This is a genomic window from Pseudomonas sp. MIACH, assembly GCF_001269925.1.
Taxonomy (GTDB): Bacteria; Pseudomonadota; Gammaproteobacteria; order Pseudomonadales; family Pseudomonadaceae; genus Aquipseudomonas.
Map to the genome: position 1 here is coordinate 72863 of NZ_LHVO01000035.1, position 24963 is coordinate 97825.

The window sequence follows — 24963 nt, forward strand, 5'->3', positions numbered from 1 at the left end:
GCCCCTGGCCTCAATAGACTGAAGCGCTTTCATGGCTCTTTTCAGGATCTGTTGCATGGCCGTCATTTCCCCTGTCCCGTTCGCCACCGCGTTTCAAGGTCGGCACTACCCGTTGCTCAACAACGCCTTGCCGCCATGGCTCAAAAGCACCTCCCTGGCACGCCTGCACGCTTTACGCGCCGTGGGGCTCAAAGAGCCGGCGCCGTACCCGCACGCCACGCCAGCCCAGCACGCCGGCCTCAAGCAGGCCGTTGCCGACCACTGGCACACCCTCAACACCCTGGACCAGCGCCTGCAGAAGCTCAATGACGTGTATGCCTACGCCGAGCAGGTTCTGGGCAGCGCCTTGCTGGCGGACTACGGTCCGATCGACGTGAGAAACACCTTCCTGCGCGTGTATGTCACAGCCAGCAGCGCCTGGTGGGTACATGATTTCAAGCAAGGCGTGACCAGCCGCACGGTGTCCCTGCTGGACGCGGCGCTGCACAACTTTGCCGCCACCGAACGTTTCGTCGACTATGCCTTCCTGTCCGCCGCCGATACCCGTGGCCAGCAACGCAGCTTGACGTTCAAACACAAGGCCAATGGCACCCCCCTCACTGCCGAGCGCTTCAAACAGCTGTGCCGTGGCCTGGACATCGGCCGCCATTACCGCGAGCACCTGAAGATCGTCATGGGTGTCTACACCCCCACGGTCGCCCGTGACGTGCACCGGCAAGTGATCGATCAACACAAAGCCGCGTTGAAAGCCGCCGCCCACCTGGCGCTGGTCAAGGGCGATATGGCCCAGGATGCCTGCGACGCCGTACTGGGGCTGATCAATGGGAATCCCACACTGCGCCTCGACGGCCAAACCCTGGCCGCCCATACCCTGGACATGATGAACAGCCGGCTCACCGGCATTTTGCTGTTCTGCGCGACGCCGCCCTCGGCGGCGCGGGTGATCGCCTATGTGCCGGATGACCCCGAACATCCGCTCAAGCAATACCCGACGCCCATGGCCTTCATGACCGAAATCACCCGCCAGTTGCGGGATGCCGAGCGCTATCAGGTGTTCTTCAGCCGTTTTGTCGACCATGACCAGCGTGGCTATTTTTTCGCCAACCTCAATACCCGCCTCAGCCGGGTGCAGTGGCGCGCAAAAGCCCCGACCGACAGCCAGCCCACCTGGCAGGACACACCACTGGACAACCCTCACCTGCAATTTCATGTGCAACCTATCGCGGCTGACCACCCGAACCGCGCTGGCAACGACGGCGCAGATGACCTGTGGGACTACCGCTACCGTGTGCACCTGAACAAGGTGCTCAACGACGCCCAGGACATCGCCGTTTCTACCCTTCGCGCCGATACCCTTGCGCGCCAGGCCTGGTGGGACAACCTGGGAAAAATCCTCGGCGACCTCTTTAACGCTGCCCTGCAGGTACTCACGCCATTTGTGCCGGGGCTGGGGGAAGTGATGCTCGCCTACACCGCCTACCAGATTACCGACGAGGTGTTCGAAGGCGTGGTCGACTGGGCCCAGGGCCGGGGCGCGGAGGCGGCGGATCATTTGATCGGTGTGGCACAGGACTTTGTCCAGTTCGGCCTGTTCGCCGCCGGTACCACGTTGGCAGCGCCACTGCGCCTGAAACTGTCGGCGTTCGTCGAAGGGCTCAAGCCGGTGCAGAGTGCAGACGGACGTCAACGCCTGTGGAACCCAGACCTTGCACCCTATGTCGACGACCAGAGCACACTCGCCCCCGCGCAGCGGCTGATACACGAAGGCGCGCAGTATCAGGTGCAACACGAGCGCATCGTCCACCCACACCGCCCGCAGGCCTATCGGCCACAGCTGTATCGCCGAGCGAACGGGATTGTCGTGCATGAAGCCGACCAGCCCCAGGCCTGGGACAGCCGCACCTTGATGCGCCGCCTCGGACCCAGGGTCGAGGCCTTCAGCGATCAGCAACTGGAACGCATACGCCGCACCAGTGGCTGCGATGACGACGTACTACGTGGCGCGTATCTGCAGGACCAGCCACTGCCACCGCTGCTCGCCGACACGCTCAACCGCTTCGAGGCCTACGCCAGCGCGCAGTTGGCCAGTGATCAGATCCGCACGGGCACGCCCCTGGACCCGGCTGCCGCCTGGTTCGAGCAAACCGTTACCGAACTTGAAGGCTGGCCACTGGACAAGGCCCTGGAAGTGTTCCTCAGCCCCAGCCTGAGCGGTGACTCCCACCGCTATGGCAAGCTCGACGCCGCCCCGGCAGACACCCTTAAGATGAGTGTGGCGCAGGTGATGTCCGGGCAGTTGCCGGAGCTCGTGCTGGGGTTCCTCGATGAGGCACAGGCCCGCCTGCTGCTCGGCGCCCAGATGCCCAAGGCCGGGCGAGTGCAGCACCTGCGCGATCTACTGGCTGCCTACGTCACGCGGCAAGCACCCGAGATCGGCCAGTACGCCCACTTTGTGCGTGAGCTGTCCGATGAACCGGGCATCCGCCTGCTGCGCGAACATTTCCCGCAGATGGACTCAAGCGTGGCACAGGTCCTGTTCGATAGCGCAGACGCCGCCGAGCGCAGCCTGATGCTGGACCACCGGCGCCTGCCTCTGCGCTTGAAAAACCTGGCCCGGGAACTGAATTTTGCCGCCGGCACCAGCCACGCCTACGAAGGCTTCTATTTCACCTGGCGCCAGAGCGCCGACAGCGAACGCATGCTGCTCAATACCCTGAAACGACACAGCGACTTCTTTGCCGACCTGCACCTGCAGATTCGCCAGCACACCGCCGACGGTCCATTGCGTTGCGAGGCTGGCCCCGCCAGTGCAGGCACCCGGCGCATCCTGGTGCGCAAAGACCACCTGGGCTACGAAGTCCGCGACGCCCAACACCGCAAGTTGCATGGCCCCGACACCCTGTACGAAGCCCTGTTGCACGCCGCGCCCGCTGATAGCCGCCAGGCCGTCGGCCTCTCTCCCGGCCAGGGCGAAGGCCTGCGGCACTGGTTGCTGACCACTCTGGAACCGCTGGCCGAGCGCCGCACGGCCCTGGCCCAGACGCCGATCCGCAGCCATGCCGACATCGAGACGCTGACGCTGCTCGGCGCGCCCATGCCGGGACGCACCCCCACGCGGGCCCCCATGAGTGAACACCGACTGATTCTGAACGCCTTGAAAACGGTGTTTACGCACCAGAGCGAAGCGCACATCCAGGCGTTTATGGAGAAAGTCGGCAGCGAGCACCTCAGCGTCCGCGTCAACCAACTGATCGTCGAGCATTACCGCCTGGACGCTGACCTGGCGCACTGGTCGCGCCAAGCCGGCCACTATCCGCCGGACAGGGAGCTTGAGTTGCGCCTGTTCATTCGCGGCAAAATCCTTGAATGCTGGCAGGATCAGATCCGCGCCTACACCGCCCCCTCCGGCACGCGCCTGGACCTCAGCGGCATCACGCTGCCCGATACACTGCCAACGCTGCGCGCCGACTTCAGCCATGTCACCGAGCTGAACCTGATCCAGACTCAGTTCAGCGCTGCCCACAGTGAATACCTGCATCACTTCCCGCAGCTGTCCACCCTGTATCTGGCGGATAACCCGCTGTCTCGCCTGCCGGAAGCAATCCGCGAAATGCGCCACCTGGAAGACCTCGACCTGGCCAGGTGCCCGCTGGATTTACAGGAGGTGGATGTCACCCGCCTGAAAAACCTGCGCTACCTACGGCGCCTGAAGCTCAACAACACCCGCAGCCGCTTGGCCCCGGATATCGGGCGCATGCGCGACCTGGTTCACCTGGACCTCAGCCATAGCCCTATCACGCAGTGGCCCGATGGGCTGTTCGAGGTGCCGAGGTCCTCGCGGTTTTTCCTCAACCTGCAGGGCACCGCCATTACGCACCTGCCCGACGTGGCGCTGGGCAGTACCGAGGCCCGACTTGTTGCCGCGACCTACCTCAATCGCGCAGCACTCGACGCCCTGCAGCGTGAACGCTTCAAGGCCTACCGCGCGTCAGTCGGGCTGGACCCCGAGCGCACCTACGAACCCCGGGGCGACAGCACGCCGTGGCTGGATTACCTGTCGCCGCCAGGGCAGGACGACGCCCGCAACGTGTGGGATGCGCTGGAGCACGAACACGGCTCACAGGGGTTGTTCGAGGTGATCAAGGCCCTGGAAATGCCGGAGCGGTTCCAGACCGATGAAGACCGGCAGCGCTACAGCGCCAACCACCGCATGTTGACACAGCAGGTCTGGACCCTGTTGCAAGCGGCCGCCGTCGATACGCCGTTGCGCAAGCGGCTGTTTGAGATCGCCAGTTTCCCCAGCAATTGCCCGGATGCCGGCACGCAGATCTTCAACGAACTGGGGGTCGAGGTGCTGCTCTACCAGATCGAACACCAGGCGCCGACGCCTGAGGCCCATGAGCGGCAACTGGTCACCCTGGTCAAAGGGCGCGCGCGCCTGCAACAGCTCAACGATGTGATCCGGGCCGACGTTCAACAGCGCCTGGCGCCGGTGGCCCAGGGTGGCCAGGGCCTGCGGTTTCTCACCGAGGTCATCGACGGCGTGGCCGGCCAGGTGGATGAAGTGGAAATCTACCTGGCCTACCAGACCGCCCTCGCCGAGCGCCTGGACCTGCCGTGGATCGCCGAGCATATGCTCTACCGCAGCACGGCCGAGGTCAGTGACGCACAGATCGACGCGGCGTATGCCAAAGTACTGGAGCTTGGCGAGGGCGACGGCCTGGTCAACCGCATGCTGTTGGACCCCCACTGGAGCGCCTGGCTGCAACGTCGCTATGCCGGCCAATATGCCGAACACCAGCAGTGGCTCAGGACTCAACACGAGCGCCTGTTCGACCTGCTGGAGTTAGGCGAACAGTGGCCGCAGGTGCCCGATACAACGTCGCTGCAAACCCAGGTCGATGCCCTGGCCAGCGAGCTGGGCATGACGGCACTGGACCCCGCCGACCCGGCTGCATTCCAGGCCGCCTGCGAAAAACGCGAGGAAGAACTGGGCGACGTCGCCCAGGCATGGATGCGTGAACGCACCCACGCGGCGCTGATGGCGGCGCACGAGTTACGCAATCGCTCTAACCGCTGATCTCGATGGTCTTCTCGGAGGTGCCTTCCACCAGGAAAAACCGATAGATCCGCCCGGCCTGTTTTTCAAAGCTGAAGACCCGGCCGGGGAAGATATGGTTCTTGGTGGTGGGCGCGCAGGCGGTGCGGTCATTCACCGCACAATCCTTGAACTCATCCACCACCACCACGGTGTTGCCGGCATTGCGCAAGGTGTAGGTGCGGCCGCCGTTCTCGACACGGGTATCGAAGCGACTGTCCGTAGGCCGCACGAAGAACACTGTGCCGTAGCCCGCCATCACTTGCACGCCGCCTGCCAGGGTGTTTTCGTAGGCCTGGCGGTCTTCATCGCTCAGCCCGAACCCGTCGTCTTTCTCGGGCGCCACCGGCAGGTAGCGCACGCGGAAGTAGCGCTCGCGATCCCGCTCGCCGATGAACACCAGGCGTGTGCTCTGCATGCCGTCTGCCGGCACGATGAGGCGCGCCGGGCTGGCGACCAGGCCGTTGCGCACGCTGCCGTCGGCTTCGACCCTGAGCGGCACTTCCTCATAGCTGCCGTCCGGTTTATAGAGCATCTCGCTGACGTTGACCTTGACGAAGGCGGTCTGGGTGGCGCCGTTGAAGATGCGTTTGAGGTAGGTACTTTTATCGCCGCGCAAATAGTCGTAGAAGTCACCGACGTTGATGTTCGGCCCGGCGTGGGCATGCAGGGAACACAGCAGCAGACCCAGGGTTGCACATAGAAACTTCATCACCACTCCTCGAAAAACCATCACGGCCGCACCGCATCGAACAGCAACTCGACGCTGCCGTAGTACTCACCTGGGGTAAACCCCTCCGCCGGCTCCACCGCCGAGATATCCAGCAGCACGCGCTTGCCCTGGCTGGCCTCGGCCTGGGGCACTACCAGGGTGTCATCCAGGCCCAGCACCTGGCCGTTGAAGGTCACATTCAAGTCGATGTAGGTGCGCCCGCCATTGAACAGGGTCGGCAGCGCGCCCAACCGTGCGTTGATGCCACCCGCCGAACTCTTCACGTCAAAGTGTTCGCGCACCGGTCGCAGGCGTCCCGGCACCAGGTCCCAGACCATCTGCTGTTCACGTTCCAGGAACCCGGGGTTGATCGGCAGCACATAAAAATCGTGGGTGGGGATGGTCACCGACACGTCAAATACGTGCTCTTCACGGATCGCCAAGGCCTGGGTACTGATTAACGTGAGCACCATCAACAGCAACGCCGCCGACCTGACTTTGCACCTTCTGCACGTAAGGTATGCGCGTGCCTGGGTTATTTCACTGACCATCAGCCTTTGACCTCATAGGTTTTTTTCTCGCTGCCCTCGATCAGGGTAAAGCGATAGGTCCGCCCGGCCTGCCTGGTAAAACCGAAGGCACGACCCGGCAAAATGTGATGCTTGGTCACCGGTCGGCAGTCCTGGCTATCGCCGCTGGCGCAGTCCTTGAACTCATCGACCACCACCACGCTGTTGCCGTCGTTATGCAGCCCGTACTCAATGGGTTGCTCATCGACGCGAGTGGCAAACCGCGTGACCTTGGGCCGCACGAAAAACACCGTGCCAAACCCGGCCAACACTGTGACCCCGGCCGACAGGCGGGTCTTGTAGGCGTCGCGCTCCTCCTGGGACACGGCAAACTCATCGTCCTGCTCCGGCATCACCGGCACGAAACGCACGCGGAAGTAGCGCTCTTTTTCCCGCTCGCCGAGGTACAGCAAGCGCGTGCCCTGCACGCCGTTGGCCGGCACGATAAGGCGTGACGGCGTGGCCATCAGGCCATCGCGGGCACCGGTCTGGGCATCGCTCTGGAGCTCGACTTCCTCAGAACCGCCCTCGCTGTCGTAGAGGATTTCCATCACCGCAACCTTGATAAAGGCCGTGCTGTCACCACTGTTGAACACCCGTTTCAGGTAGGTACTTTTATCGGCGTCCAGGTAGTCATAAAACACCCCGACATTGATATTCGGAGCCGCCGGTACCGACTGCGGCAACCAGCACAGCGCACACAGCGCCAACACATGTTTCATTGCCATAAGCCTCATCTAGAGATCCGAATCCCAAATCACCGAAACCTGGCCCACGTACGTGCTGCCGCCGCGCTCGACCATCTGGTCGGCGTATTGCTTCTGGACCTCGAAGTGCAAGGTGCCGGGTCGTCGGTTGACATAAAACCCAGGCTGAAACTGCTCGGTACCGGCGCCACTCACCAGCAGCGGCTGACGAATCACGGCGCCGCCGTCTTCACGGTTCAGGCCATGGGGCAGGCTGACGCTGACATCCACCGGCACTTCGTGGCCATCGGTGGTGTTGCGCAGGGCGCAGGTGTCACCGATGACGCGCTCGCAGGCCATCTGCATCTTGAAACGCGATGAAGCGGAGATGTTGAAGGTCTGGTCACGGAACAGCCGAGCGGGTTTGCGGCCCTGGTTCAGCCAGGCTTGCCAGCCACCCTGGGGCACCAGCTCGATTCGGTTGCCACCGGGCGGCACTTCTACCTTCAGGTCATGCTCCACGCTCAAGGTGAAGTTGAGAGTGAAGGTGTTTTTCGAGGGCATCATGATGTCGCCAAAATCGTAATCGCCGCCCGGGCCCATGCTGTAGGTGATGCTGCCGGTGTACAGCCCACTGGACATGCCCAACGGGTTGGGCGTGCGCAGCTCGTAGGCGTACTCCATGGTGTTGACGCTCATCCTGAGCAGATCCTGGGACGGTTTCCGGCTGCAAGGGCCAGCACCTTCAGGCGTCAGCCAGAAGTACGAAGCAGACGCGGTACCTGCTGCAAGGTGGTTGGTACTTTGGCAAGGTGAAGGCGCAGACCGCCATTGCGTTGACCAGCCGACCCCTGGCTGCGCCCACGCCGACACGCCAGGCGGTCGAGGGATCGACCAAAACCCGCCGATGCCGGCGATCCGCACCTGAACGATCTCGGTTTCCTGGGTGGCGGTATGCGTTACGGCCAAATCACGCCAATCGGACGGCACCTTGACCATGAAGCCGTGGCGCTCCTGCTCATGATTGGCAATGATCGGCGCATTGCTGGCAATCCTTAGGGTCTCGTCCCGCAGGCTGAAAATACCCAACGCCTTGCAGCGTGCCGGAATATGCGCGGCACAAATCGAACTGATCGGCGTGGTGTTCTCGAACTTGTTCACCATAGGGTTGCTGGGGTCCGGCCTGAAGCGCGCAGTGATGTCCTCGTCAGCCCAAGCCGCGAAAGAACACAGGAGCATGGCCGTGCCCGTGGTGTGCAAAAGAAAGCTTTTCATAACCTTGGGTTTTCTCGTCATCATGCTCAACCGGCAATCTGTTCAGTGGCGGTGGACTCGGCCAACGTGTCCGGCGTGCAGCGCAGGTCGCCGATCATCAATACGTTGTTTTCACTGCGAGCCTTGGAAGGGTCGAGCCGGAACTGGCAGAGCAACTGGTTATTGCGGCGCACTTCCAGGGTCGGCGAACGGGCGTTCATTTCCAGCGAGAAGAACCCGTCGACCTCGCTCACCCCACGGGTGGCGTGATTGATCACATGCAGGCCCTTGAGCGGTTTGCCCTGGGGGTCGACCAGGCGGCCGAGCACGGTGACGGTTTGCATCACGCTGATCTTGCGGTACTCCACCCCGCCCTTGTTCAGGTGGTAACGCGTGCGTGGCGGCTGGATCGAGGCCGACGGCGCATGGTTGCCTTCGAAGTCGAAACTCACCGAGCTGCCCTTGTAGGCGGTGATCGGGATGAAGTTGCGACCGGGGCGCAAGGCGGTGCTGCCGCCACTCATGTCGTCGGCGCGCAGGGCGATGTCGTCGACATCGGTCTCCACGTCCACGATCAGCCCGGAGCCGTTGCCGTGGTACTGGCTGGTCATCACCATCTTTTGCTGGCCGACGGCAACCGTGCTGTCCAGGTTCAGGCCGCCGCTCAAGTCGTTGTTGAACGAGGAGCGCTGCAGGTAACCGTCGCCGTTGACATACTCGTTTTCAAAACTGGCCATGCCGGACAAACCGATGCCGTAGGTGTCGGTGGTTGTCGTGGCGGACACGCTTTGCAGCAGGTGGTCCTGCAGGTCCTTGCGGTACGTCAGCGAGGCGTTGTTGTCCCGGGTGCCGTCGCGGGAAGTCCGTGTGCCGATGCTGGCGGACCATTGCTCGCCCGGCGCGCCGAGGGCCAGGCTGATGCTCAGGTCGACCCCGCGATTGCGCTGGTCGCCCGTGGCGGCGCTGGCGGGCCGGTCAAACACCGAAAAGCGCCAGTTGGCGTCGTTGCCAAACAGGTGGGTACGTTCGGTCCAGCCCAGGTCCAGGCCGACACCTTCGCTGTTGCCCTCGCTGTAGAACAGCCGGCCATTGATGGATCGCAGGCTACTCAGACGATGGTTGACCGAAATCGACGAGTTGCTGGTCTGGCCGATAAACACGTCGCGCTGACGAATGCGCGTGCCATCGGGCAGGGTTTCGTAGGTGTTTCGGGTGTCGAGCCAACTGCGAGTGTGGTTGAACACCACGCTGCCCAGGCCGTAGTTGTAAAGGCCATTGAAGTCGAGGCCGGTGCCGTACTTTTCCGTCCAGTAGACGTTGGCATACAGGCTGGCCTGGTCGGCAAGGGTCCAGTCGAGCGAGGTGCCGTACTGCATGTTGTCCTTGACCTGACGCCCGGACACACCCAGCACCACACGGGGGTGCGCCAGGTAATTGAGGGAGACGCCGGCAGTCGGGCTGCCGCTGCTCTGCTCGTCGAAGTTGCTCAGCAGCTTACTTTCCTGGCCGGCGAACAGGTTGTAGCGCCAGCGCTCGTCGTGGTTGCGCCAGTTGTTGGGCTTGTACACCAACTCCTGGGTGGTGCTGGTGATCTGGCCGTCTTCCACCAGCCGCACTTCCACCTCATAGATGCCACCAGGCAGGGGCCGAGTGTCGAGGCTGTGCAAGCCGCTGCCGACCGGCTGCGTGTTGATCAGCAGGCCATTGCGATAAATCTCCACCGACGCCTGACGGCTGGCGGTGACATAGATCGGGTAGACCGCAGGCTTGGCGTTGCTGATCACCAGGCTATCGGAACTGCCGTACATCACACCGACGGCGGTGTCCGGGCTGGCACCGAACGTGCGCAGTTGGCGTGTCAGGCCTTCGGCATTGGGTGTGAAGTACCCCAAGCGCAGGAAGTTGCCTTCCAGCTCACGCTGGGTGTAGAGCGCGTACACCGCGTGGTTGAGGTCATCATCATCGGGGCCGCCAAGGCGCGAGAACTGCATGTTCAGCGTCTGGCTCCACAGGCCCAGGCTACTGCTGGCGTCGACGCCGAAGCGCCCGCCCAGGTCCTGGCCTTCACCGCCGCTGAGGTTCAACTGGTTGCGCACGATCAGGCCGGTGCTGCCGCCGGTGGGCAGGAAGTAATAACGCTGCTCCTGGGTATCACGCTCGGCGTTTTCGGTGAGCAGGGACACCGTGGAGTTTTCCAGGTTGTAGTGCACGGCCATGAGCCCGGAGGGGCAATTGCTGGCGCAGGCACCGAGGGCCACGCCCTGTTTCAGGTAATCGGCCCAGTGGTCGCGCTCTTCGTCCTTGATGACGCTGCCTTCATGGTCGGTAAAGTCGAGCAGGGTCAGGCGGTCGTCACGCGTCAGGACAATCATCGCCTCGGAGACAAACTCCTGGTCCAGTTCAACCCTGACCGCCAGGGGGACATCAAAAAAGTGCTCTTCAAAGTCCGCCGGCAATCCCTTGGCCTGGGAAAGCAAACTACGAGGTGTCGTGCCATCGGCGGTACCTGCCGCCAGCGCGCCCGCACAAAACAACAAGGCAAGCGCTGCCGCGATGGAAGTCATCGGGAACATGAACGGAATACTCTGATTTCGGACTTCAAACGCAAAACCGGTCGACCGACAGCGACTGCCTGTCGACCGGTATCGCTACCCAACAATAAGCCGGTGCTTATCAGGCCTTACTGCGTTACGCGTGGCACGTGGTCGAACACGATGGTGTAGTTGGTGGTGAACAGCCCGGACACACCATCCGCAGGTTTGGCGGCAGCCACGACCAGGTCAGCCTGAGTGCCTGGCGTGGTGCTTGCGTCATCGGCCACTTCCAGTGGCGAGCCGGTCAGGACCACACCGTTGAAGGTGTTGGTCAGTGCGATCGCAGAGGTGCCGTTGGTCAACGAAGCAGGACCGCCTTCGATGTACGCGTGGATCGAACCGTCAGTGTTTTTCAGGTCGTAGGTGGCGCGCAGCGAACTCAGTTCACCGGTGACGGGGTTGTAGTTCATGGTTTCATCGCGACCGAAGTTGGGATCACGTGGCAGTACATGGAACTGCTTGGTAGGGATCGTCGCCTTGATGTTGATGACGCTGCTGGCTTCACCGGCAGCGAAAACGCTGGACGAGCCGATGGCCAAAGCAACGAGTGGCAGGACGAAAGCGGTCTTTTTAAGCATTTGTTAGTACCTGTGGTGACATCAAACGTTAGTTGAGAAAACTGATTTCTCGCGGCGCAGCAACCGAATAAATCGGTCTTGCGAAGCAGGTAAATAGTCCCTCGAAAAAACTTCTAAAGATGCCGGCACTTTCGCGCTAACTCGTAATTAAACACGACAAAGCAAGAAAGAAAAAAACTATAAAAATCAAAAAGATGAGTATTAACTGTCGTCCCTTTATTACATGCCAAAACTCACTGTACTACTTATATATATCACTCATCTGTAGGAGATAAGCCACAAGGTARATATTATCGGGTTATTCAGGCCATTAGAGCAACTACTCCAATTAACCAGCTTATTGCGTATTCACGAATTTGCCATTTACCACTCGCTATCTGCTGATAAACCCAGACCCTGTTCGGGTGTCACGTGGCCCTTGCGCAGCCGGATTTTCCTGTCGCTACCGTTCGTCAGACGGTTTTGCAACCACAGTAAGATATATCTTAAGTTGTATCTAAATCAGACAGGAGAACACGACAATGAGAGAACCTCATCACCACCGAGACCACGGTGACCACCCCGACGGCTTTGAAAAACGCCCCGGCCGCGAACGCGCTGGCCGTGGTCCGCGCGTCTTTGCGCCGGGTGACCTGAAATTACTGCTGCCGGCGCTGATCGCCGAACAGCCTTGCCACGGCTACGACCTGATCCGCCGCATTGAAACCCTGTTCGACGGTGCCTACAGCCCAAGCCCAGGGGTGATCTACCCGACGTTGACCTTTCTGGAAGAAAGCGAATTGATCGCCGGCGACGCCGAAGGTGGAAAAAAACGCTACACAATCACCGACGCCGGTCGTCTCTTATTAAGCGAGCAGGCGGTGGCCCTCGACGGTATTCGCCTGCGCATGGACGTGAGCAAACGCTCGCTGCGCGGCCACGATCGCCCAGCGGAAATTCACGAGGCCGTGCACAACCTGCGCCATGCCTTGCATTCGCACCACGGGCGCTGGAGCCCGGAAGAAATCGTTCGTGTCGCGGCGCTGCTCAACGGCACCGCCCAAGCCATTGCCGACGGGAAAGCTCAATGAATACCCAAGCCATCCACCGCGTGACCCACGAAATCAAACGCCGCCGTCTCGACGTACTGCGGGTCGTCGATATCACCCCGCGCATGCGCCGCATCACCCTGGGCGGGCCGGAACTGGCGGGGTTTATCAGCCTGGGCAGTGACGATCACATCAAGCTGCTGTTCCCGCAGAACGCCGCCGAACAGGCAGCCCTGGAGCGCCCGACCTTCAGCATCAAGGGTGACGGTCCGCAGCCGGCCATGCGCGACTACACGCCACGCCGTTATGACCTGAGCACCGGCGAGCTGGACATCGACTTCGTGCTGCACGGCGACGGCCCCGCCTCCACCTGGGCCGGCCAGGCCAAGGTCGGCCAGCACCTTTACATCGGCGGGCCACGCGGCTCGATGATCGTGCCGGACATCTTCGACAGCTACCTGCTGATCGGTGACGAAACCGCCCTGCCGGCCATCGGCCGCCGCCTGGAAGAACTGCCAGCCGGGCGCAAAGTATTGGCGGTGATTGAGATCGAAAATGCGGCGGAACGACAAACGCTGAACAGTGCCGCCGATGTGGAGGTGATCTGGGTGGTGCGCAGCCAGGACGACCTGCTCGACAGGGTGAAAAACCTCACGCTGCCGAGTGGCTCGCTGTACTGCTTTGTCGCCACCGAAACCAAGCTGTCGCGCCAGGTCCGCCGGGTGCTGCTGGACACGCATAAGGTCAATGAGGAGTTCCTCAAGGCCGTGGGCTACTGGCGTGCGGACGGCAACGAAGAGGAGTAAGCCTCACGTTACGGGTGTGTCATGGCACCCCCATAACGAGTACTCCGCTGCCGCTGATGGCTCCGGCAGCAGGTAGGGAGCCTGCTCGCCGAACAAGGGAAAACGTCACATCGTCGCCCCCCACGCTGTTGGTAATTTGGGTCAGGAATGAACCATTGACATGAACCGCACTTGCACCACGAACAAGGGCCGTCCCCACGTCCGGGTTGGTCATTCGCAGCAGACGCGTGTCGAACGAAGAGGCGGTGCCTTTGTAAGTGATGGTGATCGGTGTAGTAATCCCGCCGTCCGGGCATGAATAAGTGAGCCGGCGGTTGCTGCGGATGGTCGTGGTCAGCGGATCGGTACCTATTGCTCTCTGGTGAACATTGCCGAAGTTGATCTCGATCGGGTTGTTATTGTTGATCGTGCAGGTGGACGGGGAGATGGTGAAGTTGTTGGCGGCCGTATAAGTGACAGTGAGTTGCGGCCGAGTGGCGTCGTAATTGTTCGAGCTGGTGAGACGTAACAGGCCAAGGGTGTCTCCTGTTCGAACATCGATCGGGTTGGAGGGACTGTGGCGTACCAGAATATAGGGCGTGATATTGATCGGATAGCCGATCCCGTTGTTGGGCATGGTGGCCACCCGTATACCCGCCTGAACCGGGGTATTGAGGAATGCGCCATTGATGCGCAAACCACTCTGTTCACCTGCGAACTTGGGGCCGGATGTCCAGGGCGTCCCTGAGGCATTGCCGGTTTCCCAATAGTCCGCCCCCCAAACAGGACCGGCTCCAGCCGTAAACCGACATTCGAGTCGAGCACCTTCCATCAGAATCCTCGTGCGGTCTGTATCGAGTCGTACAGTTACGGGGACGGTCAAATGAGTGACGCGCGCCCACTCACCGCCATTGACTCGACAGTCTACGGCCTGCGCGGTCGTGTTAACGCCAATCAGCAGGAGAAGCATAATGGCGCTGTCATATAGTCGTTTCATGTTGATCTCTCGTTGCTTATCTACACAGGCGCCATCCAGCGAACAATCAGTCCGTGTAAATGACCTAAAAGCCAATGCGCGTGCACCCGATGCTTGAACTTGTGAATTACGGATAGTCCAGCGTAAACGTAGAGGTCACCCTGTAAGCCCCATGCCCGATGGTCTGGTCCCTGATGGCATTGGGCTCCCCCTGCACATAGGCTTTGAGTTCAATGACATTGCTGCCATTGGCCAAAACCTGTTCGTCGCTGACTTTGTTCACCGGCAATGGCTTATTGCTCAGCGTCTCCAGACCGAGCCCGATACCCGAGGCACCATTGCCGCTATCCAGCGCGAACAACCCGGGCAGCGCCCGGTTTTCCACACCGCCGAAGGTGATGGTCACCGTGTTGCCGATGGTGGTGTCGCAGTCTTCCAGATGCAGCTTGAAGCCTTTGCCCACAGAGCGCGTGTTGATGTAGAGGTGCTTGCTGGTCAGGTCCCAGAGCTCCAAGGTGATTGCCTCGTCGCCAGGCCTGATGTTGCAGGCCTGCTCAACCAGGTTGCCCTTGAAATTCAGGTTGTCCGTCGCAGACGCCTCGGGTATCAGGCTGAAGGCTGGCACCCAGGCCAGCACGGCGCACAGCCACCTGGGATGAACACTCTCATGTCCCATGGATTCAACTCCTACTGGTATTCGGCCAACAGCGTGGCCACCGCTGTAAACCTTGCGGGGGCCAGCGTTGCACCCGGCTGTTTGACCGGTACGACTTCCAACATCGGCGGGGACGACACGGTTATATCCAGTGGCGTATTGAGTCGAAACGGCAGGTTATTCTGGAATATCCGAATGCCCAGGCCTGTCGCACTGGTTTGCACAGCCGAGCCGTCGAACGTCGTGGGCGTGCCGTTGACACTCAACTTCAGCACCCACGGGAGCGTGGCGCTACCACAGTTGATGGTGTAGCCGAGCCCTCGACGGTATCTCACACCATCGACTCGCTTTACGCCGACATCCCCGAAATCGACTTCGATCTTGTTCCCCGCATTGATCGTGCAGGGCGGCGGCTCGTTGAGTGTCCCGCTGAACGTCAAGTTGGCCGAAGCAGCGCTGCTCAGGCCGATCGAACACAAGGCGAGCAAGGCTCGCTGCTGCCAGCATGTCATTGCGCGCTCCTCATCATTGGTAATCGACCACAAGCGTGGCGGCGGCATCAAATGCGCCCCCGAGCAGGATGCTGCCCGCGCGCTTGACCGGCACTGCCTGCACGACGGGGAAGTTGGGATAGGTAAAATTCACGGCCGCATTAAGCGGCCAATCCGCACCGTTAACGAACAGTTTCACCCCAAGATTCGGGTTGCGGGTCGAGAGTACGCGCGCATCAAACGAGGCCCCCGTGCCCCTGAGTTCAAGTCTCATGGCGTTGCTGAAAGGGGCATCACAGGTGACGGTATAAGGCACGTTGCGGCGATAGTTGACACCGTCCACCCGTGACGTCAGAAGGTCGTTGCCAAAGGGCACATTGAGCGTACTCCCGCCGTTAATGATGCATGGCGGAGGTGCGATGATGACCGCGCGGATGATCAGGTTGGTGTCGGCCTGCACACCCAGGCTGACGACCCACAGCAGGACTCCCCCAATAAGAATGGCCCGCGAGCCGACTGCCTTCGTCATTACATTGCCCTCACTCATAACTGAGCCTGAAATCCACTACGGCCCGAAAGGCCCCACTGGTCAACGGCGCGGAGGTGCGCGTGGGTTGAACATTCCAGGTCTGGAGACTGCCGCCCTCGGTCAAAAACAACGGTTCGCCCCGGGAGCCAAGTTGCACGTCCCGGCCCAGGGCGTCGGTCAAACGCAGCCCCATCCCGGTGATGCCTTGCACTTTGACCAACCGTGGATCATCGGCATCGGCAGGCGCGAGAAACGTGACCGACAGCACCGGTTCATGGGAACTCCATGCCAGGTTCCCCGTACGCTCACTGAGGATACTGCCGGCGGTGCGCTGGCAATCCTGGAAGCGCAGTTGAAATGCCCTTGATGGCGCCTGATCGCCAGGTCGTAGCAGTTGGCTGGCCGACACGGCGCCCAGGTCAATCGTTTGATGGCGCGATGTCATCTCCAGGCTGCAAGGCGATTCATGCATGGACCCGTTAACGTTCAACCGCCCTCGTTGACCATCGATGCCTTCGTCATCCTCGGCGCCCACCCGCGCCGCCAAGGCCAATAACGCGCAACCCAAGACTTTCACGGTGTGCGATTTCATGACGTTCTCCCGCAGCAGACGCTACTCATTAGGCGATGAGACTTGCGCGTTCACGGTGCAGGTTTCGCCACTGCAGGTGAAGGCCAGGAACGGGCGTCCACCGTAATCGTTCACGTAGGCCAAATAGGGCGCCTGGCCAAGTGCCTTGGCCGTTGGTCCCAAAGCCTGCGTGCCCTTGGGCGGGATCATCACCGGTTCAAAGCCCGCCACGGTTTTGCCGTCTTTGCTGCTGCGCGCGTCCACCAGGGACACGTAGTAAGGCGTGGGGTTATTCACCTGGTAACGGTCGCCTTGCCGGGTGAGGGTCAGCTTTTCCTGCCAGGGATTGGACAAGTCCTGCTGGCTGGGCATGATGGCTTGCGGACGGTAGAACAATTTGATGCGGGTCTGCAGCGCAATTTGCAGAGTGTTGGATTTGTCGCTTCGCGGCGGAATTTCCCGCAGGTTGAAGTAGTAAACGGTCTCGCGATCCTGGGGCAAGGATTTGACCGCCGGCAATGCCTGAACTTTCACCTGGCTTTGCTTACCGGGCTCCAAGCGCTGAACCGGCGGCAGCACGATCAAGGGCGAGGTGATTTTGTTGCCCTGCTCATCCTCGATCCACCCCTGGGCCAGGTACGGCAACTGGGTGTTGTTATTGGTGATGTTCACGCTGGTGGCATCCTTGCCACCCTCAAAGATCACACGGGTACGGTCCAGGCCAACCGCAGCGTCGGCGGTCGGGGTCAGGCCTGTTGCCAGCAGCGCGAAGACCAGGAATTTAGGGCGCGTATTGAGCATCATGAGGCGGGGTTCTCCGTATCGGTACGCTTCCCGGTCAGCGATGCTGGCTCGGGTGAGGATTGATCAGTGGCTACACTCTGGCAGCGCAGTTGCAGGGCATCGGTCAAGCTGTCGGCTGGTAAAACCATAGGGAGCGTGAGCAGGCATTGTTCGAGGCCACCCCAACTGACGATCATCTGCTCGCCGGCCTGGATGCCACTCAGGTAAACAGCACCGCCGTCGTTCACAATCCCGGTGTCCTGCTGTTTTATGTTCTTCACCGTCGCGCCGAAGGGCGGTGAACTGCCATCCGGCAGGCGCAGCACGGCCATGGCCTTTTCACCGGCAATCACTTCCAGCGATCGATAACCAATGGCCCCTTCGGTGAGTGTCAGTTGCGTCACCGACTGCGTGGCTTCGACGTTGCTCGGCAAGCTCTCCAGGTCAACACTGGCGGCCGTGCGCTGGTAGCTGCTGATATCGGAGATCACCGCCTTGCCGAAGGTGTTGGTGCGGGTCGACACGCCGTAACCCCGCACAGGCACGTCGGGTACCCCGCCGGAATCGATCATCAGACGGGTTCCGCCAACGGCATTGGTTCGGTGCAGGGCTGCACCGTAGGGCGTGAGTGTGCCGCCACCGCGTATAGACGCACTGAGGGTTCTGCCATTGCCTTGTTGTGTGCTGGCGCTGAGATCGATGTCAGCCTGGTCGCCAATATGGCTCAGGTAACCGCTGGTAGAACTGTCGCTTGCACTGAGCTGGTAGCTATTGCGTTCATCAAGGCGGTCACTGTAACGCGTGGCATAGCTCTCTTTGCCCGAGGTCCTGCTGCCATCCAGCGACAGTGTGCCGCTGCGCCCCAACGGCAGGCTGACCGTCAGCGCCATTCCGCTATCCTTGTAGGCGTATTCCTGACTGCGGTACATGTTCAGGGACAGGCTCATGTTCCTGACTGTCCCCAGATTAAAGTAGCGCGACATGGACAGGTTCCAGCGCTGAGTGTCCGGGCGCCCCCAATACGTCTGTTTGTTGTAACTGGCGTAGACGGTCGCCCCAAGGTCACGAAACTGTTTATTGAGCGTCACCGTGTACAGTGACTTGCTGTCGCCAATCGGTTTCCAGCCCTCGATGTACTCTACGTTTTCGATCCCGCCGAGCTCACCGTTCAACCCGTAATGGCTGGCGTCCAGGTACTCACTCATGCTCAAGTAGTTTTTCTCGGAAAACCGGTAACCGGCAAACGTCACCTGGCTGTCGTACTGCTCGAAGTGCTTGGAGTATTGAAGGCGGTAGGATTTGCCCGAGAGCGTCTGATTCCAAACGCTGGCGTGGGACTGAGTGACATCCAGCGATACGGCTCCGAACGCCAACAGGTCACGACCGGCACCGACAGACAACGCACGGTAGTTGTTATCGGTGATAGCGCCGCCGAACAGCGACCAGCCATTGCTGACGCCCCAGGAGAACTCACCGGTACCGAAAAAATTGCCATCGGCGCCGTATTGAAGATCGGAGGGCCGCCCCACCGCCAGCTTGTAACGAACCTGGCCAGGGCGCGTCAGGTAGGGAATGCCTGCAGTATCGATCTGGAAGGTGTGTACCGAACCATCCTGCTCTTCCACCCGCACATCCAGGGTACCGCTCACGGCGTCATTGAGGTCCTGAATACGATACGGGCCTGCAGCGACCAGCGTTTCATACAGCACGCGGCCCTTCTGGCTGATAACTACCCGGGCGTTTGTCTTGGCGACTCCCACCACTTCCGGGGCATAACCACGCAAGTTGGGTGGCAGCTGGCTCGCATCCGAAATGAGTGCGGCACCGGTATAGCGGAAGCTGTCAAACAGGTCCGAATACAGATAGTCCTCTCCCACCGTCAGGCGCGCCTTCAGTGCAGGCACTGCGCGATAAGCGTAGTAACGACTCCACTCCAGTTGTTGTGGGTCCCCGTACCCACTGTCGAGGCCTTTTTCGACACGCCCCTGCCAGTCCGCCCTCAGGCGCCAGGCCCCGGCATTCGCCCCCAGGGTGCCGTTACCACTTAAGTTGTTACGGGTGCCGTCATTCTTTTGGTAGCTGGACTGCACCGTCATGTTGTAATCGATCAGCAACCCCGGCACGCCCTCATCCCAGCGGGAAGGCGGATCCCAATTGATGGCGCTGTATTCAAGGTAGGCCTGGGGCACGCTGATGTTCAGCGTGGAGGTGGCCAGATCGCCACTGACCTCCATGCCCGGCAAGCTTTCTATATCCAGGCAGTCACCGCCTTTCCACCACTTGAGTTCGGCAGCGCCCGACACTTTGAGCCCCAGCAAGTCCACAAGGGCCGGCGACAAACAGGCCTGGCTGCCTTTGGGATCATTATCGGGGGGATAGAAAGCCACCGATTGCTCGGCCATCGCCTGATTATTGATCTGCACAACCATCGAGTAAGTGCCAGGCAGAATAAAACCGCTGCGGGCAAACTGAGACAAGTCAATATTAGTCCGATCACTTAGATCAAGAACGTCTGTATTAAACTCAATATCCCCGGCGGCCAAAGCAGTGCTCGGCAACAATATCAACCCACTAAAAAAGTTTGAGCGCAGCGTATTCTTGACCTTCGCCGTATTCAACATGCAAGCAACCCATCAAAGTTCAGAAATATTCCAACTTGAATCGCACGGCGGCACGGTGCGCTCCGGCCACTATGGGCAATCCGTTGCCAACAAAATGAAGCGTGAAGTGAAGCGTCATGTCGCCTTCCGCCAATGGATGCGGCGTCATCGGCTGACCGGGAATACTCAATTGGCCAACGGAGTCTTCGATATTGAGAGCAACACCTTGGGAGCCACCAAACACCGCAAAAGAGCGACCACCTCTGTCGGAGGGGCCGTCAAACGTCACCCGAAGGTGCTGCCAGTCGGGCAGCGTTACCCCGGGGCGTAACGGATCGGTGCGACTCAATGTGCAATTGACCAGGCGCAACTGGAAGGATTGGTCGCCTCCCCTGGCGCGTCGTAAAAACCGGCCGATGGGCTCAGGGTCCATATCGATGGTTTGATCGACGCTGACCAACTCCAGCCCGCAGGCCGAATCAACGACCTCTCCTCCCAGCATGACGAGCCCATCCCCTTGCGCAAGCTCCTGGGCAATCACCCAAGGGCTGACGCACATCGCCAAAGAAGAGGTGATAGCGAGACTTATGAATGTTTTCACCTATGCCTCCACCCGCCTCCCCCGCCACGCTGGGTGGCGGGGGAAAAAGCTTACTGATAAGCCAAGGTGAAATTGGTCACCGCGCTGAAATCACCCGGCACGATGTCGCCCGTAGCAGCGCCTTGCACATAGGCACCGAACTCCAGCGTGTTATCACCGGTGGCAATGATCTGCGGCGTGGTAGGCACACCCAACCGAACGGGTTGACTGCCATGGGTCATCATGATGCCGACGTTGCCCGCGCTACCGACGGTGCCCAGCGCACCCGGCACAACGCCGGATGGCGCCCCGGTGAAGGTCGTGGTCACAGTGTTATCGGTGAGGCCGGCCAGATCGCAACCTTCGAGTTCAATCAGCAAGCGCCGAGGCTCGGACTTCCCTCCCGCCTGCAACTGATGCTTGGCGATCGCGCCAAGGGGAATGGTTTGATCGACGGAGTCAGGCTTGATGGAGCAGGCGCCGGAATGGACCGAACCCAAAAAGGTGACCGTTCCATCCGCCGCCTGAGCAACAGACATAGACCCTACCAACAACCCGATGGATAACAGCGCAGTGTTCATTTTGGCTTTCATGTATAGAGGCTCACATAGTAATAAACGTCATTAAGTCATTCCGTCGCCTTAGCGCGCAGAACGCCCTATCTTTTTTCCAATTACTTGCATTGCAACTCTGCCCATTTGATGAGGCCTGGTGATTATCCAGTGCAAATTTTAGAAGCCAAGTCGGCCAGTTCATTTAATTACGTAGCCTGAGAACGCCAAGACTTATAAGAAAATTATGGCAATTTGCCAAAACTTTAGATTCATCTGTAAGAATTGGATTACATGAAGTTTAATTATGCAGAATCATAGGTAAATATAACTGTAAGAACAGGACTACATCACCTTAAAGATCAACACTTCTATGTGGAAAGATTAACTAATGAGTTGAAGCGTTCGAGAGGAGGCGCGCAACCGCTCGACGGGACGGTGCTCGCCCAGGAGCGGTGAGGAAGGAATGAATCAGGAGCGGGGCTTGATGAGCTTATCCAGTCCCACCACGGCCAGTGCAACCAGCACAAACCCCGCCAGAATGCCTCCGGCATTCACAAACACCTGTGGATAACCGAGGGTGCCGACATCAATGAACGGGTATTGATATTGCCCGAGCAAATCCCCGCGCAGCAGCACATAGGCGAAGTAGATCAGCGGATAAATCACCCACGCGCCAATGTGCTTGAGGCGCAGGCTGCCCTTGGGTACAGACCAGCACCAGTAGATGACAAACAACACCGGCATCACGTCGTGCAGCAATTCGTCGGCGATCCATTGAAAACCCTCGGGCTGCCACAAATGCCGCAGCAACAGGCTGTAGGCCAGGCCCACCACCACAATGCTCACGGCAATCCCACTGCTGACACTGGGCGCGAGAAAGAACCGCCTGGCGGCGCAGTCCCGACGGATCAGCGCGTAGCTGAGCACCACGGCTGCCAGGGTATTGGTCAGCACTGTGAAGAAACTGAAGAAGTTGATCAGCCCACCCAGCAGGCTGGCGCCGGCTTCCCAGCGCGAATAGAAAATCAGGTACTGCTGAATCGCCAAGCCCACCCAACCGGCCAGCGCCGCTGCTGCCACATACCGCTTCATGGGGTCAATCCAGCGGGCGTTTGGTGCGCATCAGCTTCACATACAAGCCTTCGACCTTCTCCCGCGCCCAAGGGGTCTTGCGCAGGAACGTCAGGCTCGACTTGATGCTCGGGTCGCTCTTGAAACAGCGGACATCAATGCGCTCGGCAAGGCCTTCCCATTCGTAATGTTCCACCAGGGTGGTGAGGACGTGTTGCAGGGTCACGCCGTGGAGAGGGTCGTTGCTTGTCGCGGTCATGCCGGGCCTATGAAAAAAGTGCTCACGAAGGTGCACACCTTATCACTCCGCCCTCGCAGGTAAAAAAAGTTCCCGCTTTCAGCGAAAAAGAGATGTTATATTGTAACTATAAATCTCAAATCTTTTCGTCGTTTTGCCAAGGAATGTCCGATGTCCCTATCCTCCCTATGGCGCTTGTCCCCGCTTGCTGCCGCGCTGTTGATCTGCTCCGAAGCCCAGGCCCTGGAACTGCAACCCCAAGTGATTACCGGCAACCCGCTGGGCAGCGAACAACTCGCTTCGCCAACCACCGTGCTGGAAGGCGATGACCTGACCCTGCAACAAAAAGGCAGCCTCGGCGAAACCCTGAACAAGCAACCGGGCGTGTCGTCTTCGTACTTTGGCCCGGGCGCCAGCCGGCCGATCATCCGTGGCCAGGATGGCGACCGCATTCGCATCCTGCGCAATGGCGTGGGCGCGCTGGATGCGTCGTCGCTGTCCTACGACCACGCGGTGCCGCTGGACCCGGTTAACGTGGAACGCATTGAAATCGTGCGCGGCCCAGCGGCGCTGCTGTACGGCGGCAGCGCCATCGGCGGCGTGGTCAACACCTTCGACAATCGCATCCCCACCGAAGCCATCGAAGGCATCCACGGCGCAGGTGAATTGCGCTACGGCGGTGCCGACACCACGCGTAGCAGCGCCGGCAAGCTGGAAGCCGGCAACGGCACGTTCGCCTTGCACCTGGATGCCAATGCGCGTGAATTCAACGACCTGAAAATCCCCGGCCAGGCCCGCAGTCGTCACGCCCCGGAAAGTGATGACGCCCCCGGCAAGAACGGCCGCCTGGGCAACAGCGACGGGCGCCAGGACGGCGGTGCGGTGGGCGGTTCCTACACCTGGGATGACGGTTACGCCGGGCTGTCCTACAGCAACTACGACAGCAACTATGGCTCCCCCGCAGAACAGGCTGTACGCATCCGCATGCAGCAGGATCACTACGCGTTTGCCTCCGAAATCCGCAACCTGCAAGGTCCGTTTACGTCGGTGAAAGTCGACGCGGGCTACACCGACTACGAGCACCGCGAGATCGAAGGCGGCGAGACCGGCACGATCTTCAAGAACAAGGGCTACGAGGCCCGCGTCGAAGCGCGGCACCAACCTATCGGCCCGTTCGACGGCGTGGTCGGTGCGCAGGTCACCCGCAACGAATTCTCGGCCCTCGGTGAAGAGGCCTTCGTGCCGCAGACCGACACCAACGCCGGCGCGCTGTTTATCCTCGAAGAAATGCAAGCCACCGAACGCCTGAAACTCAGCCTCGGCGGACGCCTGGAACACACCAGCGTCGACCCCGACGCCAAGGGCAACCAACGCTTCGCCGGCGCCGACAAGGGTAACGACTTCACCGCTGGCAGCCTGTCGTCGGGCGCGGTCTACACCCTCACGCCGATCTGGTCCTTGGCCGCGACCCTGGGCTACACCGAGCGCGCCCCGACGTTCTATGAGCTGTACGCCAACGGCGCCCACGTCGCCACCGGCACCTATGAGCTGGGCGACGCTAACCTGAAGAAAGAGAAAGCCGTGTCCAGCGACCTGGCCCTGCGCTTTGACAACGGCACCCACAAGGGCAGCTTCGGTGTGTTCTACAGCCGCTTCTCCAATTACATCGGCTTGCTGGGCACCGGTCGTACGTTGAACGACGAAGGTGAAGAAGACGCAGGCGGCATCCCCGAGTACGAGTATTCCGGTGTGTGCGCCCGTTTCGCCGGCTTCGAGGCCCAGGATCACTGGAAGCTGGGGGAAGGCGCCTACGGCAAGTTCGCGTTGGAGCTGTCGGGCGATTACACCCGCGCCACCAACCTGGACACCGGCGAAGCCTTGCCGCGCATTGCCCCGCTGCGCTTGAACAGCGGCCTGCTGTGGGAGCTGGACCGCTGGCAAGCGCGTATCGACATCGAACACGCTGCCGGGCAAGGGCGTGTGCCGGATAACGAAAGCGGTACCGACGGCTACACCACCTTGGGCGCGAGCGCCGGGTATCGCTTCAATGTCGGCGGCAGCCAATGGCTGGCGTTTGTGAATGGCGAAAACCTCACCAACCAGACCGTGCGCTACGCCAGCTCGATTCTGCGCGATATCGCCCCGGCACCCGGGCGCAGTGTGCAATTGGGCATCCGCACCACGTTCTAAAAACACTGAAAGCCCCAGTGGTAGGGGGCTTGCCCCGATGGCGAAGTGTCAGCCGCTACATTCACCCCTGACACACCGCAATCGGGAGCAAGCCCCCTACCCCCTTATTTGGCAGCGACGATCTGTCACTGTTACCAAATCTGAAATGATGCATCTTGCGATTCGTGCTTTCTCTTGGTGCGCCAGCGCTTTATCCTTGTCCGCAATAACCTGAAACGTTTCACTCCCCGGCCGACCCCATTTTGCTGACTATTCCTACCTACCAAGACAGCGCTGTCTTACACCGAGCTGCGCCTGGGAATAAATCGCCCGCCTGTGGATAACGCCGCTCTCCCCAGAAAAACCTAATTCACGCTGAACCAAGCCCGTGCCGAATCGTCATCTACAGTGAAGAAACACGGGGATACATAATTCCAACGTA

The 24963-nt window shown here is 60.5% G+C and carries 21 protein-coding genes; 4 read left to right on the top strand and 17 right to left on the bottom strand.

Annotated features, from left to right (window positions below):
* Positions 1–55: 55 nt before the first annotated feature.
* On the top strand, positions 56–5080 hold the full coding sequence (locus AD670_RS14915) for an NEL-type E3 ubiquitin ligase domain-containing protein (protein ID WP_053133588.1): 5025 nt from the start codon (positions 56–58) through the stop codon (positions 5078–5080).
* Here AD670_RS14915 and AD670_RS14920 read toward each other — a convergent pair.
* From AD670_RS14920 to AD670_RS14945, 6 genes are all read right to left on the bottom strand, one after another.
* The gene (locus AD670_RS14920; protein WP_053133592.1) at positions 5070–5810 is read right to left on the bottom strand and encodes a pilus assembly protein; all 741 of its coding nucleotides are present in this window, start codon (positions 5808–5810) and stop codon (positions 5070–5072) included. The genes AD670_RS14915 and AD670_RS14920 overlap by 11 nt on opposite strands.
* 20 nt (positions 5811–5830) lie before the next feature.
* Complete coding sequence (locus AD670_RS14925) at positions 5831–6283, bottom strand: CS1 type fimbrial major subunit (RefSeq protein WP_053133772.1); 453 nt, start codon at positions 6281–6283, stop codon at positions 5831–5833.
* 77 nt (positions 6284–6360) lie between these two features.
* Positions 6361–7101 carry a pilus assembly protein gene (locus AD670_RS14930; RefSeq protein WP_053133594.1) on the bottom strand — a complete coding sequence of 247 codons (741 nt, stop codon included), beginning with the start codon at positions 7099–7101 and terminating at the stop codon, positions 6361–6363.
* Between the two features lie 15 nt (positions 7102–7116).
* Complete coding sequence (locus tag AD670_RS14935; protein WP_053133597.1) at positions 7117–8340, bottom strand: hypothetical protein; 1224 nt, start codon at positions 8338–8340, stop codon at positions 7117–7119.
* A 26-nt stretch (positions 8341–8366) separates the two neighbouring features.
* Positions 8367–10892, bottom strand: a complete 2526-nt coding sequence (locus AD670_RS14940) for a CS1-pili formation C-terminal domain-containing protein (RefSeq protein ID WP_053133600.1) — start codon at positions 10890–10892, stop codon at positions 8367–8369.
* Positions 10893–10999: 107 nt separating this feature from the next.
* Positions 11000–11491, bottom strand: a complete 492-nt coding sequence (locus AD670_RS14945; RefSeq protein ID WP_053133603.1) for a CS1 type fimbrial major subunit — start codon at positions 11489–11491, stop codon at positions 11000–11002.
* Positions 11492–12012: 521 nt separating this feature from the next.
* On the opposite strand from AD670_RS14945, the gene AD670_RS14950 reads away from it, so the two are divergent.
* Both AD670_RS14950 and AD670_RS14955 read left to right on the top strand, forming a co-directional pair.
* The gene (locus AD670_RS14950; RefSeq protein WP_053133606.1) at positions 12013–12561 is read left to right on the top strand and encodes a PadR family transcriptional regulator; all 549 of its coding nucleotides are present in this window, start codon (positions 12013–12015) and stop codon (positions 12559–12561) included.
* Positions 12558–13325: a siderophore-interacting protein gene (locus AD670_RS14955; protein ID WP_053133609.1), complete on the top strand. Its 768-nt coding sequence runs from the start codon at positions 12558–12560 to the stop codon at positions 13323–13325. Before AD670_RS14950 ends, AD670_RS14955 begins: the two co-directional genes overlap by 4 nt.
* A gap of 19 nt (positions 13326–13344) precedes the next feature.
* Here AD670_RS14955 and AD670_RS14960 read toward each other — a convergent pair whose 3' ends face one another.
* The 11 genes from AD670_RS14960 to AD670_RS15010 form a co-directional block, all read right to left on the bottom strand.
* A complete protein-coding gene (locus AD670_RS14960; protein WP_053133612.1) occupies positions 13345–14301 on the bottom strand; it encodes a fimbrial protein in 957 nt (318 codons plus the stop codon).
* Between the two features lie 106 nt (positions 14302–14407).
* Positions 14408–14956: a fimbrial protein gene (locus AD670_RS14965; protein WP_053133614.1), complete on the bottom strand. Its 549-nt coding sequence runs from the start codon at positions 14954–14956 to the stop codon at positions 14408–14410.
* An 11-nt stretch (positions 14957–14967) separates the two neighbouring features.
* On the bottom strand, positions 14968–15447 hold the full coding sequence (locus AD670_RS14970; RefSeq protein ID WP_053133617.1) for a fimbrial protein: 480 nt from the start codon (positions 15445–15447) through the stop codon (positions 14968–14970).
* A gap of 13 nt (positions 15448–15460) precedes the next feature.
* Entirely contained in the window at positions 15461–15955 is a 495-nt protein-coding gene (locus AD670_RS14975; RefSeq protein ID WP_053133620.1) for a fimbrial protein, read from the bottom strand.
* A gap of 10 nt (positions 15956–15965) precedes the next feature.
* On the bottom strand, positions 15966–16547 hold the full coding sequence (locus AD670_RS14980; protein WP_053133623.1) for a fimbrial protein: 582 nt from the start codon (positions 16545–16547) through the stop codon (positions 15966–15968).
* Positions 16548–16568: 21 nt separating this feature from the next.
* Positions 16569–17330 (bottom strand): fimbria/pilus periplasmic chaperone, encoded by a 762-nt coding sequence (locus tag AD670_RS14985; protein ID WP_053133626.1) that lies wholly within the window; start codon positions 17328–17330, stop codon positions 16569–16571.
* Positions 17327–19930, bottom strand: a complete 2604-nt coding sequence (locus AD670_RS14990) for an outer membrane usher protein (protein WP_156338237.1) — start codon at positions 19928–19930, stop codon at positions 17327–17329. Before AD670_RS14990 ends, AD670_RS14985 begins: the two co-directional genes overlap by 4 nt.
* Before the next feature lie 19 nt (positions 19931–19949).
* Positions 19950–20510, bottom strand: coding sequence for a fimbrial protein (locus tag AD670_RS14995; protein ID WP_053133629.1), 561 nt, complete (start codon positions 20508–20510; stop codon positions 19950–19952).
* 50 nt (positions 20511–20560) lie between these two features.
* Positions 20561–21082 carry a fimbrial protein gene (locus AD670_RS15000; RefSeq protein ID WP_256243910.1) on the bottom strand — a complete coding sequence of 174 codons (522 nt, stop codon included), beginning with the start codon at positions 21080–21082 and terminating at the stop codon, positions 20561–20563.
* A 429-nt stretch (positions 21083–21511) separates the two neighbouring features.
* A complete protein-coding gene (locus AD670_RS15005) occupies positions 21512–22135 on the bottom strand; it encodes a Pr6Pr family membrane protein (RefSeq protein ID WP_053133633.1) in 624 nt (207 codons plus the stop codon).
* A 4-nt stretch (positions 22136–22139) separates the two neighbouring features.
* Entirely contained in the window at positions 22140–22373 is a 234-nt protein-coding gene (locus AD670_RS15010; RefSeq protein ID WP_016977534.1) for a VF530 family DNA-binding protein, read from the bottom strand.
* Positions 22374–22523: 150 nt separating this feature from the next.
* On the opposite strand from AD670_RS15010, the gene AD670_RS15015 reads away from it, so the two are divergent.
* The gene (locus AD670_RS15015) at positions 22524–24542 is read left to right on the top strand and encodes a TonB-dependent receptor (RefSeq protein ID WP_053133635.1); all 2019 of its coding nucleotides are present in this window, start codon (positions 22524–22526) and stop codon (positions 24540–24542) included.
* Positions 24543–24963 lie beyond the last annotated feature (421 nt).

Excerpts from the sequence above, each read along its gene's own strand:
- AD670_RS14915 (WP_053133588.1), top strand. The coding sequence starts at position 56 with ATGGCCGTCATTTCCCCTGTCCCGTTCGCCACCGCGTTTCAAGGTCGG.
- AD670_RS14920 (WP_053133592.1), bottom strand. The coding sequence starts at position 5,810 with ATGAAGTTTCTATGTGCAACCCTGGGTCTGCTGCTGTGTTCCCTGCAT.
- AD670_RS14925 (WP_053133772.1), bottom strand. The coding sequence starts at position 6,283 with ATGGTGCTCACGTTAATCAGTACCCAGGCCTTGGCGATCCGTGAAGAG.
- AD670_RS14930 (WP_053133594.1), bottom strand. The coding sequence starts at position 7,101 with ATGAAACATGTGTTGGCGCTGTGTGCGCTGTGCTGGTTGCCGCAGTCG.
- AD670_RS14935 (WP_053133597.1), bottom strand. The coding sequence starts at position 8,340 with ATGAAAAGCTTTCTTTTGCACACCACGGGCACGGCCATGCTCCTGTGT.
- AD670_RS14940 (WP_053133600.1), bottom strand. The coding sequence starts at position 10,892 with ATGTTCCCGATGACTTCCATCGCGGCAGCGCTTGCCTTGTTGTTTTGT.
- AD670_RS14945 (WP_053133603.1), bottom strand. The coding sequence starts at position 11,491 with ATGCTTAAAAAGACCGCTTTCGTCCTGCCACTCGTTGCTTTGGCCATC.
- AD670_RS14950 (WP_053133606.1), top strand. The coding sequence starts at position 12,013 with ATGAGAGAACCTCATCACCACCGAGACCACGGTGACCACCCCGACGGC.
- AD670_RS14955 (WP_053133609.1), top strand. The coding sequence starts at position 12,558 with ATGAATACCCAAGCCATCCACCGCGTGACCCACGAAATCAAACGCCGC.
- AD670_RS14960 (WP_053133612.1), bottom strand. The coding sequence starts at position 14,301 with ATGAAACGACTATATGACAGCGCCATTATGCTTCTCCTGCTGATTGGC.
- AD670_RS14965 (WP_053133614.1), bottom strand. The coding sequence starts at position 14,956 with ATGGGACATGAGAGTGTTCATCCCAGGTGGCTGTGCGCCGTGCTGGCC.
- AD670_RS14970 (WP_053133617.1), bottom strand. The coding sequence starts at position 15,447 with ATGACATGCTGGCAGCAGCGAGCCTTGCTCGCCTTGTGTTCGATCGGC.
- AD670_RS14975 (WP_053133620.1), bottom strand. The coding sequence starts at position 15,955 with ATGACGAAGGCAGTCGGCTCGCGGGCCATTCTTATTGGGGGAGTCCTG.
- AD670_RS14980 (WP_053133623.1), bottom strand. The coding sequence starts at position 16,547 with ATGAAATCGCACACCGTGAAAGTCTTGGGTTGCGCGTTATTGGCCTTG.
- AD670_RS14985 (WP_053133626.1), bottom strand. The coding sequence starts at position 17,330 with ATGATGCTCAATACGCGCCCTAAATTCCTGGTCTTCGCGCTGCTGGCA.
- AD670_RS14990 (WP_156338237.1), bottom strand. The coding sequence starts at position 19,930 with ATGTTGAATACGGCGAAGGTCAAGAATACGCTGCGCTCAAACTTTTTT.
- AD670_RS15000 (WP_256243910.1), bottom strand. The coding sequence starts at position 21,082 with ATGAAAGCCAAAATGAACACTGCGCTGTTATCCATCGGGTTGTTGGTA.
- AD670_RS15005 (WP_053133633.1), bottom strand. The coding sequence starts at position 22,135 with ATGAAGCGGTATGTGGCAGCAGCGGCGCTGGCCGGTTGGGTGGGCTTG.
- AD670_RS15010 (WP_016977534.1), bottom strand. The coding sequence starts at position 22,373 with ATGACCGCGACAAGCAACGACCCTCTCCACGGCGTGACCCTGCAACAC.
- AD670_RS15015 (WP_053133635.1), top strand. The coding sequence starts at position 22,524 with ATGTCCCTATCCTCCCTATGGCGCTTGTCCCCGCTTGCTGCCGCGCTG.